A 12,314-nucleotide genomic window follows, 5' to 3' on the forward strand; every position below is an offset into this window, starting at 1 on the left:
TCGTGTAAGCGGCGGGTGCGGGTTAGACACCACCGAATTGGTAGCAGCGGAGGGATTTGAACCCCCGACCAAGGGATTATGATTCCCCTGCTCTACCACTGAGCTACGCTGCCATAAACCACCGCCGGACGGGCCGGCGTTGGTGAGGGCCGTCATGTAGGACACCTGACCGGGGCCTGTCAAGGCCCTCGCCAAAGCCACGGCGCATTTTTCGGCATGGGTCCGATGCGCCGCCGAACGCGGCCCTTATCAAGCGCCAATCCCTCCCGCGCCGGGCGATCGGCGCCGCGAAGAACAGGTGGCGGGGCAAGGGTACCACCGATACAGTCACCGCCGCATCCTATCCGCCTGGACGCCGCCAAACCCGCATGCTGTCCCTGATCACGGCCCCCTTCCGCCTGCTGTTCCGCCTGGTGGGGTTCCTCATTCTCATGGCGGTCGTCCTGGTGGTGGTCTTCCCCTACGCGGTGGATCTGCCCGGCTGGGCCCAGACCGTCATGGCGCGCCTGAGCGACGACCCCGCCAGCGGCGTGGTGGTGCGGGCGGAGCCGGAGGTGCAGCGCGGGGTCATCGCCCGCCTGGTGCTGCATGACCTCAGCCTGGCCAATCCCCTGACGCCCGACCGGCCGTCCATCACCGCCGCCCGCGCGGTGGTGGAGGTGGACCCGCTGGCCTCGCTGACCAGCGGCCGGCTGGTGCTGCGCACCCAGGTGCTGGACCCGGTGATCTATGCCGACCGGCCCATCAATCTGCGCGGTCTGCTGGCGGGCGTGAATCGCACCCTGGGCGGCGCCGGGATCAGCAACAGCGTCAGCCTGGTGGGTGGCAGCGTAAGGCTGTCGGGCAAGGGAGGGGAGGCTGGCATCGACCTGGGGGCGGTGACGGTGGAGGCGGCACCGCTTGCCGATCATGCCGGCACGGGTCGCGGCCCGTCCTGATCGGCGGTGGCGTCTTCTGCTGGACGATGGCGAATGTCCGCCAGACGGGACATAAGCCCTAGCATCAATAGGCCGGGTATGCCCATGGCCGCACAAACGGTGAAGTACAACGGCCAAGAGTCAAGGCGGTCGGCCAAAATCCCACTGCTGCCAGACAGCATGTCCAAGGGCAGAGTGGCTAGACTGGACAGCAAGGCGTACTGCGTGGCGGTGAAGCCTGCATCACACAGGCGGGATAGAAAGCTTGTGAACGCTGCCGAGCTCATGCCGCCGGCGAAGAGTTCCAGCCCGACGACCACAGCCAATAGGACGATGCTGTGGGATTGGGTCGCCAACACGACGTACATAAGATTGGTGAAAATCATAAGGCAACCGCATAGCAGCAGTGATCGCATATGGCCAAGTCGGCTTGCCAGCATGCCGCCGCAGACGGCGCCGCCGATGGCGCAAGCTAGGCCCAGTAGCTTTGTGACAGTCGCGATCTCTACTTTGGAATAACCGTCTGATAAGAAAAAATTGGTGGCCATAACATTCACAAACACGTCCCCGACCTTGTAGACCGCGACAAACAGCACAATGGCAAGCCAGCCACGCCGAGTGGCGAAACGCATAAACGGCGCTATCACCGCATCGCGCACCCATGTCTTCAGATCTTGATAGGCCGTGACTGGCGGGTGGTCCGGTTCGGAAGCTAGCAATACGGTTATCATGCCGATGGCGACCAAGGCCGCCATGATGGTGTAGACCATGGGCCAGGACAGTACGGTTGCTAGATAAAGGGCACCCGCGCCTGCCACGATCATACCCAAGCGATAACCCACCATGAAGGCGCTGGTCCCCGGCCCCAGCATTGCGTCGGGCAGCAGTTCCACACGCATCGCATCGAGCACGATGTCCTGGCTGGCTGAAGCGAAGGACGTGGCGATGGTGACCACTGCGAGCCAATAGAGATTGGCGGCAGGATCGCTGGTCGCCATGGCCAGCAGGGTAGCCATCAGCAGGGCTTGGGTCACCAGTGCCCAGCCACGCCGCTGGCCCAACCGTCGCGTCAATATCGGCACAGGCAAGCGATCGATCAGGGGGGCCCATAGCGGCTTAAAGATGAAGGGCATCCGCACCATGGCGAACAGGCCGATGGCGGTGCGGCTGACGTGCACCTCCGTCAGCCAGGCCGACAGGGTGGAGAACAGCAGGAAATAGGGCAGGCCGCTGGCGAAGCCCAGGAACAGCACCGTCAGCACGCGGCGATCCAGCCAGAGGGTCCATGCGGGGGCAGGTGCGGCGGATGGCGGAGTCGACGGTACGGTCATGGAGGCGGCGCTGCCCTTGATGGGGCCCTTGTCGGGGACGTCTGGGACGGCGGCATCATCGCCTGCGCGGCATGCCCCCGTCCAGGCTTCACGCCATCACGCCGGCAGCCCCGCCGCGAACAGGCCGGTCACCTGGCGCGCCAGGGTCTCGGGCGACGCTGCATCGGCCTGGGGGGTCAGTCGGCCGTCCACCGTCAGGCAGGCCAGGCCGTGGACCAGCGACCAGGCGGCCACCACGGCGGCCTCGCGCTTCTCCTCCGGCACCAGGCCGGCAACCCGGGCGGCCAGGATGCCGTAAGCGGTTCCAGCGGTGGGTGGTTTCGGCGGCATGCCGCCGAGTGGCGCCCCGAACATGATGCGGAACAGGGCCGGACGCTCCAGGGCGAACAGCACATAGGCCACCCCTTGCTCCACCAGGGCCTGGCGCGGGTCCGCCGCCGCGTCGGCCCGGGCCAGGCGGTCGCGCAGGTCCGCGTAGCCTTGCTCCGCCACCGCCGCCAGCAGGTCGGCCTTGTCGGCGAAATGGCGGTAGGGCGCCATGGCCGACACCCCCGCCCCCCGCGCCGCCGCCCGCAGGGTCAGGGCCTCCACCCCGCTTTCCTCCAGCAGGCTGAGCGCCGTGCGCACCAGGGCGTCGCGCAGCTTGCCGTGATGATAGGTAGCCTTCTCGGTTGACACTGTAAACATCCCTGTTTTAAATGCCGTATGTTTACGAAGTAAACTTCATTGAGAGGCTGTCATGCAACAGCGCCGCGCCTCGGTCGACCTGTCCGCCTATCCCGACCTGGTGGTGATCTACCTGGGCTTTCATGTGAACAGCCTGCGCGGCATCCGGGGCCTGATGCGGCTGGGCCAGGGCCTGAATCGCATCGCCCGGGATTTTCCCGAGGGCCTGCTGGCGCATGAACGGATGATCTATGGCCTGCGCCACATCGGCATGCGGCAATACTGGCGCGACCTGGACAGCCTGGAGCGCTTCACCCGCAGCGAGCCGCACAAGACCTGGTGGCGGGATTTCCTGGCCAAGGATGCCGGTGCGGGCTTCTGGCATGAGACTTACCGCCGCCAGGGCGGGATGGAGGCGGTGTACGTCAACATGCCCCGCCTCATCGGCTTCGGCGCCTTCGCCACCGCCCGCACCCCCACCGGTCCGTTCATGAGCGCGCGGGAGCGCCTGGCCGCGGGCTGACGTTCCTGGCTGATGGGCCTTTATCCCTTATCCGTTCTGCGGGATGATCGGCGGCCGTCCTTGGGGGACGGTCATGGATGACGGCGTTGAGGGGATAGGGGCATGGCGACGACCGGTGCGCGGATGCTGGCGGGTGTGGCTCTAGGGTGGACGCTGCTGGGCGGTACGGCGCCGGCGGCCGAAAAGGCGCACCCCTGGTCGTTGGAACTGCACGGCGGCGCCGGCACGGTCGATCCCGCCAAGCTGACGCCGGAAGCGGCGGCCGCCTACCAGGCCGGCATGACCGCGGCGCTGGAGGCCGGCACCGCCGTGCTGAAGTCCGGCGGCGCGGCGGTGGACGCGGTTGAGGCCGCGGTCAAGGTGCTGGAGGATGACCCCCTGTTCAACGCTGGCCGGGGGGCCGTCTTCACCGCCGCCGGCCGCAATGAGATGGATGCCGCCATCATGGACGGCGCCACCCTGAAGGCCGGTTCCGTCGCCACCGTCACCCATACCCGCCACCCCATCAGCCTGGCCCGCGCCGTCATGGAAAAGACGCCGCACGTCCTGCTGGCGGGCGAGGGGGCGGACGCCTTTTCCAAGGAGGCGGGCCTGGAACAGGCCGACCCCGCCTGGTTCTTCACCGAACGGCGCTGGCAGGCGCTGGTGAAGGAACTGACGGACAAGGGCGTGCCGGTACCGCCGCGTCCGGCCGGGGCGCCGGCGGAGCCGGACAAGCATACCCTGCTGGACCTCAGAAACTTCGAGCCGGCTGACGCCCATCGCTTCGGCACGGTGGGCGCCGTGGCGGTGGACACCAAGGGCAACGTGGCCGCCGCCACCTCCACCGGTGGTATGACCGCCAAGCGGCCGGGCCGAATCGGCGACAGCCCCATCATCGGCGCCGGCACCTATGCCTCAAACCAATCCTGCGCCGTCTCCGCCACCGGGTCGGGTGAGTACTTCATCCGCCTGACGGTGGCGCGGGAGATCTGCGCCCTGGTGCAGTACCAGCATATGAAGCTGCAGGCGGCGGTGGATGAGGTCATCCAGCACCGCCTGACGGCCCTGGGCGGCGACGGCGGCGTCATCGCCGCCGCCCCCGACGGCACGCTGGCCTGGGGCTTCAACACCACCGGCATGTACCGCATCCGGGTGAAGCAGGGCGGGACGCCGGAATTCGGCATCTTCAAGGACGAGGGCGCCGCCAAGGCCCATCCGAAGAACGAGCCCTGATCCCATGCGACGGTTCACTCCAAGGGGGCTGCTCGCGGCCTGCGTGGCCACGGTCCTGTTCTTGCTGCCGCTGGTGGCACGGGCGGACGATGCCTTGCTGCTGATCCGCCCGGCACGGGTTTGGACGGCGGAGGAGACGGCACCCCACGCCGGTTGGGCCGTCCTGGTCAAGGGTGACCACATCCAGGCCGTGGGGCCTGAGGCGTCCCTGGGCGCGCCGGCCGATGTGGCGGTGCTGGATTTGCCGGACGCCACGCTGCTGCCCGGCCTGATCGACCTGCACTCCCACCTGTTCCTGCACCCCTATAACGAGGCGTCGTGGGACGACCAGGTGCTGCGCGAAAGCCTGTCCTACCGCACCCTGCGGGCGGGGCGTTAGGCCACGGCCACCCTGCTGGCGGGTTTCACCACCCTGCGTGACCTGGGGACGGAGGGGGCGGGTTATGCCGACATCGGGCTGAAGAAGGCCATCGAGGATGGGCTGATCCCTGGACCGCGCCTGTTCGTCGCCACCCGTGCCATCGTGGCCAGCGGCGCCTACGGACCTTCCGTTGCCAAGTTCCGCGAGGATATGGACCTGCCCCAGGGGGCGGAAGAGGCGAGCGGTGAGGCGGCGGTGGCCGCCGCCGCCCGGGGTCAGGCGGCGCGCGGCGCGGATTGGATCAAGTTCTATGCCGACTATCGCACAGGGCCGGACGGCGGCACCCGCCCCACCTTCAGCCAGGCGGAAATGGCGGCCCTGATCGCCGCCGCCCACGACACCGGCCGCCCGGTGGCGGCGCACGCCGCGTCGGATGAGGGCATGCGCCGGGCGGTGCTGGCCGGCGTGGACACCATCGAGCATGGCTATGACGGCACCGACACCACCTTCAAGGAAATGGCCAAGCGCGGCGTCGCCTATCTGCCCACCCTGACGGCGCCGGAGGCCACCAGCCGCTATTTCAAGGGCTACGTCCCCGGCCAGACCCCGCCCACGCCGGCCATGCAGGCGGCGGAGGCTGCCTTCCGCCGGGCGCTGAAGGTGGGGGTCACCATCGGCTGCGGCAGCGACGTGGGCGTCTTCGCCCATGGCGAGAACGCGCGTGAGCTGGTGTGGATGGTGCGCTACGGCATGACCCCGGTCCAGGCGCTGACGGCGGCCACGGCCACCAACGCCCGCATCCTGGGCCAAGCCGACCATTTCGGCCGCATCCACGCCGGCCTGCTGGCCGACCTGGTGGCCGTGACCGGCGACCCCACCCAGGACATCGGCGCCGTGGCCAACGTCGTCTTTGTCATGAAGGGTGGCGCGGTGGTGCGGAAGCCATAGGGGTGATGGCGTGGCTAGCAGTGTTCCGGTACAATCTGGTCAGCTAGTCAGATGGATGCTGCCATGACCCGCAAAGCTAAGATCGTCTGTGCCCCAGGGGCGACTTGGAAGCTGGAGGATGCGAAAGCGCGTTTTAGTGAGGTCGTCCGTCGTGCGCGCACGGAGGGGCCGCAGACCGTCACGACCCGGGGTCGCGACCCTGTTGTCGTGATCGCAGCTGAGGATCTGCCGGATCTCATACCACCGCAACCGCCTCGCCAGCCGCTTGTCCAATTTCTGGAGAGTTTATACGGCGGTGATGACTTGGAACCGGTCCGGGATCGTGACATGGGCCGGGATGTTGACCTTTGACGGCGAAGGGATGGCTGCTCGATACCAATGTCGTGGCGGCACTGATCAATCCCAGAGGGGCGCCGTCCGTGAAAAGTTGGGCCGCGTCGGTGGACGAGAGGAAGCTCTTCCTGAGCATCCTCACATTGGGAGAATATGAAAAGGGCATCCATAACCTGCCCGAAGATGACGCGCGTCGTGTTCAGATTGGCATAACCCGCGACGGTCTCGCCCACCGGTTCCAAGGCCGTACTCTCTCTGTCAGTGATGCCATTGTCCGGCGGTGGGGCATCGTGACGGGAACGGTCCGGCGTCTCACTGGGCACCCGTCCCCTGTCATGGATACACTGCTCGCCGCCACGGCTCTGGAGCACGGGTTGACATTGGTTACCCGGAACGTTCAGGACGTGAGACATAGCGGGGCCGCTATTTTAAATCCCTGGGATACGCTGACGGGGGGCTAGGCCCCCCGTCGGCCAGCCAGCCGGAGATTCCGGGTCTCCGGAATTATGCCGCCATAGCCTTGGCGAAGCGCTGGAAGGCCGGGCGCTCGGCCAGGCGGTTGAGGTAGGCGCGGAAGACGGGCTTGTCCTTGAACAGGCCCATGACGTCCAGGGCCCAGTACATCATGACGCCCCACTGGGTGTCGGCGGCGGTGAAGCGGTCGCCGACGGCGTAGTCGTGGGCGCTCAAGGTGCGCTCCAGGTTGGCCACCATGTCCTCGAACTTGCCGTAGGCCGCCCCCTTGCCGTCGTAGGGCCACTGGTTCATGTGTGCCACCAGGCAGGGGTCGACCACGGAATCGATGTAGACCACGCTGGTCAGGTAGGGGCCGCGGCGCGGGTCGTCCAGCGCGGGGGCCAGGCCCGCCTCCGGAAAGGCATCAGCCAGGTAGAGGGTGATTGCCGCGCGCTCCGTCACCACCACGCCGTTATGCCGGACGGCCGGCACCTTCTTGTGCGGTTGGATGGCGCGATAGCTTTCCGGCGCGCCGCCCTCGGCCCGGATGTCGATGTGTTCGCTTTCATACGGCACGCCCAGTTCCTCCAGCAGGTAATGGATGCTGGACGAGCGGGTGCTGGGGCAGTGGAAGAAGGTGAGCATCGTGACGTCTCCCAAGGGTGTCGGTTGTTGGTCTCGGGGGTCACTTTATGATGTGACGCTGACAGAATATGGCAGTAGCCCGTACATGAAAATGGCGGCGCCCCGGGGACGCCGCCTTCTGATCTGCAAAGACCCGGATGTCGCTTACGGACGGCCCAGGAAGTCCATCTTGCCCAGCTCCACGCCATTGTGGCGCAGGATGTCGTAGGCGGTGGTGACGTGGAAAAAGAAGTTGGGGATAGCAAAGAACAGCAGGAAGGCCTGCCCGGGGAAGTGCACGTCCTCGCCCCGGATCTTCAGGGTGATGGTGCGCTCTTCACTGCCGTCGATCTGGGCTGGGGTCACGCCCTTCAGGAAATCCACCGTCTTGGCGATGCGGGCCTGCAGGTCGGCGAAGGTGCTCTCGGTATCGGCGAAGCTGGGGACCTCGACGCCGGCCAGGCGGGCGGCGGCGCCCTTGGCGGCGTCGCTGGCGATCTGGATCTGGCGGGCCAGCGGGTGCATGTCGGGGGCCAGGCGGGCATTCACGAGCACCGCCGGGTCGATCTTCTTGGCCTCGGCATGGGCGACGGCCTTGTCCAGGATGGCGGACAGATTGCCCAGCAGGCGCAGGAACACCGGCACGGACGCCTGGTACATGGAAAGCGACATCGGGTGCACTCCGATAGGGTTGGGATGGCGGCCAAGATACGGGCGCCCCAGGTGGCGGATGTGCGCGCGGTCACCCTGGCGCTTGAATTTTACATGACCGATGTGGCGAACAGCTTTTAAAAGCGGAAGTTGAGGCCGACCCGCGCCACCTGATCGGTCAGGCCCCGGATGTTGCCGGCGTCCTGGCGCAGTTCCAGGCTGCCGGTCACGCTCAGCGCCTGGCCCCAGCGGCCGGTGGCCACGGGGGCGGCGTAGCTCAGCGCCATGTCCGTCTCCGCCCCGTCCGGCCGCAGGGACACCCGCATAGGCGTGGTGGTGGCATAGCCCTGGTCGTCCACGCTGGTCATCAGCAGGGTGGCGGTGCCGGCGACCACGCGCAGGGGACGGCGCCAGACGGCCGTCAGGCTGTCGCCCTCCGTCACCGTGTCGCGCTGGGCCAGCGCCAGGCCGTAAGACCGCGCCAGCAGGGGCCCGATGCCGCTGACGACGCCGTGGGCGTTGTCGGCGGCGCCGGTGCGGGCCAAGCTGGCGTCCAGCATCAGGCTGCCGCCCGGCCACAGGGTGACGGCGGTGGCCAAGCCCAGGGACACGGTATCGTTATGGTCGCCCAGGCCCACCACGCCGCCGCCGCGATAGCGGCTGCCCAGCAGGCCGTCGCGCTCATCCAGCAGGCTGGCCGACAGGCTGGTGGTCCAGCCCGGCCCCAGGGTCCAGTTCAGGCCGGCGGCCACGGCGTCGGCCTGGCGGTCCAGCCCGCCGCCAGTCAGCACGGGCCCGCGCCACGGGTTCCAGTCGCCGCCCGCCAGGTCGCGGCGGGATAAACTGTCCGTCCCCGGCGCGCCCGACCAGCTGAGCGCCAGGCGGGCGCCACCCAGGGCGCGGCCCACCCAACCGTCCAGATCCGTGCCCAGGGCCGCGAAGCCGCCGCCCTGGGCCAGGCCGGTCAGGGCCGTGGACACGCCAAGCGTGCCGGCGGTCGTGCCGGCGGCATCCGCCACCGGCGTCGCGTCGCCCCACAGCGCCTGGGCGAAGGAGGCGGCGGCCGGGAAGCCCTGGCCGGCGGCCAGTGTCATGCCGCCCTGGCTGTAGGACAGGGCCCAGCCGTCATGGCCGGCATAGCCGTCCCGGGACGATAGGGCCTGGGGGCGGCCGGTGGCGCCCAGGCTGGGGCCGTCGGTATAGGCCAGCGTCAGGTTGCCGCCGTCGGCGAACTTGGTGCTGCTGGTGGTGACGGTGGGGGCGGGCAGCGCCGCGGTGATGGAGGAGGCGGAGACCGGCTGCTTGGCGATCAGGCCGCTGAGGTTGACGGTGAAGTTGCGCTGGTAACCGTCGAAGGCGGTATAGCTGGCCAATTGGGCGCTGACACTACCCAGCGCGCCAAGGGCGCCGCCGGTGATCAGGCTGCCCGTCAGGCTGGTGACGGGCAGGGACTTGCCGTTGGCCTCCACCACCGACAGGGTGCCCAACGGCTTGAACGCCGTCGTCAGGTTCATCAGGCCGTTGCCATAGGTCGAGTCCACGCCCTTGGTGCCCATGTCGGTGGCCGAGGCGAACAGGACGGCGGTGGCGGTGCCGTTGCGGTACAGCACGGGCCAGGTGGCCTCCAGCAGGGCGACGGCGCCGGACACCATGGGGGCGGCCATGGATGTCCCGCTCCAATAGGCCAGGGCATTGACGCCGTACTGGATGCCGGGCGCGACGATGCTTTCGCCCGGGGCCATCAGCCAGAGGGAGGCGTAGCTGACCCGCGTCGTCCCGGCGACGGCATAGCCGGAACCGGGCGTGTTGGAAAAGCTGGACAGCTTGTTGGCGCCGCTGACCGACCCGGCGAAGGCCAGGTGAGTCAGGGCCGCGGCGGAAAGGCCGGTGGAATTGGCACCGCCATTCAGCGCGGTGGCGGAATTGCCGCCGGCGAACACCAGCACCGCCCCCTTGGCCGCGGCGTAGTTGATGGCGGTGACGATGGCGTTGGTGGGCAGGTAGGTCAGCGACAGGTTGATGACCTTGGCGCCGGCGTCGGCGGCCTTGATGATGCCATTGGCCACATCCGTGTCCGTCCCGCTGCCGCCGACGTTCAGCGCCTTCTCCGACAGGATGGTGGCTTTGGGCGCCACACCGGCCATGCCGGCCCCGGTGCTGGTGACGGCGCCAGCCGCGATGGCGGCCGTGGCAGTGCCGTGGCCGTTGTCGTCGGTGTAGCCCCTGGGGCAGGTGAAGGTGCGGGCGGCGCAGGCGGAGGCGGTGGACACGCGGCCGGTGACGTCCGCCTGGGTCGCCACCACGCCGGTATCGACCAGCCCGATGGTGATGCCGCTGCCGCCGGTGGCCGCCACCTCGATGGCGTTGGTCAGGCCCAGTTGCGACCACCAGCCGGCGGAGTAGCCGGTGGCGTAGGTTTGCGCCGCGGCGGCGCTGGGCAGGCAGGCGCCCGCCAGCAGGCCGACCCGGACCAGCCGCGTCAGGGACGCGCGGGCGCGCGTGTTCTGGACCATCATACCGCCTCTCCCGATCGCCTTTGACGACCCATGGCCGGCCCGTTTTGGACCCGTGAAGGGGAACAGTCTAAGCCATCTTGCCTAGGCCGGGACTCGGCCATCTGGATAGGGTAGGGCTTTGTTCAAGGGGTGGCGCGACCGGCAACCGCGTTTGCCGGGTAACAGTAATGCGTGAAAGGGCCTCAAGAAGACTGGAAAAGTATAAAACAGGGCAGTACATAACGAGACCGGCTTGCTGCCAGACTTGAAGGGGCGTTCGCGCCCGCGACCGTCGGATACCTCCGTCGCTACTCTTAAAGTCTTGGAATTCAGGCTGGCTTTCGGGTTTCACGAGGTGGGTCATGGCACTGGATAAGGCGGGGCGCTGGGCGCCCGATAGCTGGCGGTCTCGGGAAGTGCGGCAGATGCCGGCCTATCCGGACACCCAGCGCCTGCAAGCCGTGGAGGCCCGCCTCGCCAATTATCCGCCGTTGGTCTTCGCCGGCGAGGCGCGGCGCCTGAAGGACCACTTGGCGCGGGTGGCCAAGGGCCAGGGCTTCCTGCTGCAGGGCGGCGATTGCGCCGAAAGTTTCGCGGAGTTCCATCCCAACAACATCCGCGACACCTTCCGCGTGATGCTGCAGATGGCCGTGGTGCTGACCTTCGGCGGCGCCACGCCAGTGGTGAAGGTGGGCCGCATGGCCGGCCAGTTCGCCAAGCCGCGCTCCGCCGACCTGGAGGATATTGGCGGCGTCTCACTGCCCTCCTACCGCGGCGACATCATCAACGGCTTCGACTTCACGGCCGAGGCGCGGGTGCCGGATCCGGAGCGTATGGTGCAGGCCTACAACCAGGCCGCCAGCACGCTGAACCTGCTGCGCGCCTTCGCCCAGGGCGGCTATGCCGACCTGCACAAGGTGCACCAGTGGAACCTGGGCTTCGTCGACCGCAGCCCGCAGGGAGAGCGGTACCGCGACCTGGCCAACCGCCTGGATGAGGCGCTGGCCTTTATGGCTGCCTGCGGCATCACGGCGGAGACCACCGCCCAGATCCGCGAGACGGAGTTCTTCACCAGCCATGAGGCGCTGCTGCTGCCCTATGAGCAGGCGCTGACCCGCGTCGACAGCACCACCGGCGACTGGTACGACGTCTCCGCCCACATGCTGTGGATCGGGGACCGCACCCGCCAGCCCGATGGCGCGCATGTGGAATTCCTGCGTGGCGTGAAGAACCCCATTGGCCTGAAGTGCGGCCCGACCACGGACCCGGATGAGCTGATCCGCCTGATCGACATCCTGAACCCGACGGACGAGGCCGGCCGCCTGACCCTGATCGCCCGCATGGGCCATGACAAGGTGTCGGACAAGCTGGCGCCGCTGCTGCGCCGGGTGCGCGACGAAGGCCGCACCGTGGTGTGGAGCTGCGACCCCATGCACGGCAACACCATCAAGTCGGCCACCGGCTACAAGACGCGCCCGTTCGAGCGCATCCTGGCCGAAGTGCGCGGCTTCTTCGACGCCTGCCGGGGCGAGGGCGTGCATGCCGGCGGCGTGCATTTCGAAATGACGGGCCAGGACGTCACGGAGTGCACGGGCGGCGCCCAGGCCATCACCGAGCACGCGTTGGCCCAGCGCTACCATACCGCCTGTGACCCGCGCCTGAACGCCAACCAGGCGCTGGAGTTGGCGTTCCTGGTGGCCGAGGGACTGAAGGCCAGCCGGTCCGGCCAGCCGCGCCGGACCGAGGCAGCCGAATAAGGACTGTTTCGCCACCGAAATAAAACGGGCGGGACCG

The 12,314-nt window shown here is 68.0% G+C and carries 13 protein-coding genes and 1 tRNA gene; 8 read left to right on the forward strand and 6 right to left on the reverse strand.

Translation table 11 applies throughout. From position 1 onward, the window contains the following. Positions 1-38: 38 nt before the first annotated feature. A tRNA-Met gene (locus tag P5F91_RS22025) sits at positions 39-113 on the reverse strand. A gap of 255 nt (positions 114-368) precedes the next feature. On the opposite strand from P5F91_RS22025, the gene P5F91_RS22030 reads away from it, so the two are divergent. Continuing rightward, positions 369-938: a hypothetical protein gene (locus tag P5F91_RS22030; RefSeq protein WP_277908275.1), complete on the forward strand. Its 570-nt coding sequence runs from the start codon at positions 369-371 to the stop codon at positions 936-938. Here the strand turns inward: P5F91_RS22030 and P5F91_RS22035 are convergent. Both P5F91_RS22035 and P5F91_RS22040 read right to left on the reverse strand, forming a co-directional pair. Further along, the gene (locus tag P5F91_RS22035; protein WP_277908276.1) at positions 908-2,179 is read right to left on the reverse strand and encodes an AmpG family muropeptide MFS transporter; all 1,272 of its coding nucleotides are present in this window, start codon (positions 2,177-2,179) and stop codon (positions 908-910) included. The two genes, P5F91_RS22030 and P5F91_RS22035, sit on opposite strands and share 31 nt — an antisense overlap. Positions 2,180-2,344: 165 nt before the next feature. Next, entirely contained in the window at positions 2,345-2,926 is a 582-nt protein-coding gene (locus P5F91_RS22040) for a TetR/AcrR family transcriptional regulator (protein WP_277908277.1), read from the reverse strand. 61 nt (positions 2,927-2,987) lie between these two features. On the opposite strand from P5F91_RS22040, the gene P5F91_RS22045 reads away from it, so the two are divergent. The 6 genes from P5F91_RS22045 to P5F91_RS22065 all read left to right on the forward strand — a co-directional run bounded on the left by P5F91_RS22045 (position 2,988) and on the right by P5F91_RS22065 (position 6,755). Then, entirely contained in the window at positions 2,988-3,437 is a 450-nt protein-coding gene (locus P5F91_RS22045) for a monooxygenase family protein (protein WP_277908278.1), read from the forward strand. Positions 3,438-3,539: 102 nt separating this feature from the next. Beyond that, positions 3,540-4,652 (forward strand): isoaspartyl peptidase/L-asparaginase family protein, encoded by a 1,113-nt coding sequence (locus tag P5F91_RS22050; protein ID WP_277908279.1) that lies wholly within the window; start codon positions 3,540-3,542, stop codon positions 4,650-4,652. 4 nt (positions 4,653-4,656) lie between these two features. Beyond that, positions 4,657-5,031: an amidohydrolase family protein gene (locus P5F91_RS22055; RefSeq protein ID WP_277908280.1), complete on the forward strand. Its 375-nt coding sequence runs from the start codon at positions 4,657-4,659 to the stop codon at positions 5,029-5,031. 15 nt (positions 5,032-5,046) lie between these two features. Further along, positions 5,047-5,961: an amidohydrolase family protein gene (locus P5F91_RS22060; protein WP_277908936.1), complete on the forward strand. Its 915-nt coding sequence runs from the start codon at positions 5,047-5,049 to the stop codon at positions 5,959-5,961. A gap of 63 nt (positions 5,962-6,024) precedes the next feature. Continuing rightward, complete coding sequence (locus tag P5F91_RS29915) at positions 6,025-6,312, forward strand: type II toxin-antitoxin system Phd/YefM family antitoxin (protein ID WP_422394489.1); 288 nt, start codon at positions 6,025-6,027, stop codon at positions 6,310-6,312. Then, entirely contained in the window at positions 6,309-6,755 is a 447-nt protein-coding gene (locus P5F91_RS22065) for a type II toxin-antitoxin system VapC family toxin (RefSeq protein ID WP_277908281.1), read from the forward strand. The genes P5F91_RS29915 and P5F91_RS22065 overlap by 4 nt, the downstream gene beginning before the upstream one ends. 43 nt (positions 6,756-6,798) lie before the next feature. Here P5F91_RS22065 and P5F91_RS22070 read toward each other — a convergent pair whose 3' ends face one another. From P5F91_RS22070 to P5F91_RS22080, 3 genes are all read right to left on the reverse strand, one after another. Beyond that, positions 6,799-7,395, reverse strand: a complete 597-nt coding sequence (locus P5F91_RS22070; protein WP_277908282.1) for a glutathione S-transferase family protein — start codon at positions 7,393-7,395, stop codon at positions 6,799-6,801. A gap of 144 nt (positions 7,396-7,539) precedes the next feature. Further along, positions 7,540-8,046, reverse strand: a complete 507-nt coding sequence (locus P5F91_RS22075; protein WP_277908283.1) for a DUF1993 domain-containing protein — start codon at positions 8,044-8,046, stop codon at positions 7,540-7,542. 116 nt (positions 8,047-8,162) lie between these two features. After that, positions 8,163-10,541 (reverse strand): S8 family serine peptidase, encoded by a 2,379-nt coding sequence (locus P5F91_RS22080; RefSeq protein WP_277908284.1) that lies wholly within the window; start codon positions 10,539-10,541, stop codon positions 8,163-8,165. A gap of 341 nt (positions 10,542-10,882) precedes the next feature. On the opposite strand from P5F91_RS22080, the gene P5F91_RS22085 reads away from it, so the two are divergent. Next, positions 10,883-12,277: a class II 3-deoxy-7-phosphoheptulonate synthase gene (locus P5F91_RS22085; protein ID WP_145608684.1), complete on the forward strand. Its 1,395-nt coding sequence runs from the start codon at positions 10,883-10,885 to the stop codon at positions 12,275-12,277. The last annotated feature ends 37 nt before the right edge of the window (positions 12,278-12,314 follow it).

The sequence above is a fragment of the Nitrospirillum amazonense genome (genome assembly GCF_029594735.1).
Classification (GTDB): Bacteria; Pseudomonadota; Alphaproteobacteria; order Azospirillales; family Azospirillaceae; genus Nitrospirillum; species Nitrospirillum amazonense.

Coding starts and splice junctions, on each gene's coding strand:
- P5F91_RS22030 (WP_277908275.1), top strand. CDS start 369: ATGCTGTCCCTGATCACGGCCCCCTTCCGCCTGCTGTTCCGCCTGGTG.
- P5F91_RS22045 (WP_277908278.1), top strand. CDS start 2,988: ATGCAACAGCGCCGCGCCTCGGTCGACCTGTCCGCCTATCCCGACCTG.
- P5F91_RS22050 (WP_277908279.1), top strand. CDS start 3,540: ATGGCGACGACCGGTGCGCGGATGCTGGCGGGTGTGGCTCTAGGGTGG.
- P5F91_RS22055 (WP_277908280.1), top strand. CDS start 4,657: ATGCGACGGTTCACTCCAAGGGGGCTGCTCGCGGCCTGCGTGGCCACG.
- P5F91_RS29915 (WP_422394489.1), top strand. CDS start 6,025: ATGACCCGCAAAGCTAAGATCGTCTGTGCCCCAGGGGCGACTTGGAAG.
- P5F91_RS22070 (WP_277908282.1), bottom strand. CDS start 7,395: ATGCTCACCTTCTTCCACTGCCCCAGCACCCGCTCGTCCAGCATCCAT.
- P5F91_RS22075 (WP_277908283.1), bottom strand. CDS start 8,046: ATGTCGCTTTCCATGTACCAGGCGTCCGTGCCGGTGTTCCTGCGCCTG.
- P5F91_RS22080 (WP_277908284.1), bottom strand. CDS start 10,541: ATGATGGTCCAGAACACGCGCGCCCGCGCGTCCCTGACGCGGCTGGTC.
- P5F91_RS22085 (WP_145608684.1), top strand. CDS start 10,883: ATGGCACTGGATAAGGCGGGGCGCTGGGCGCCCGATAGCTGGCGGTCT.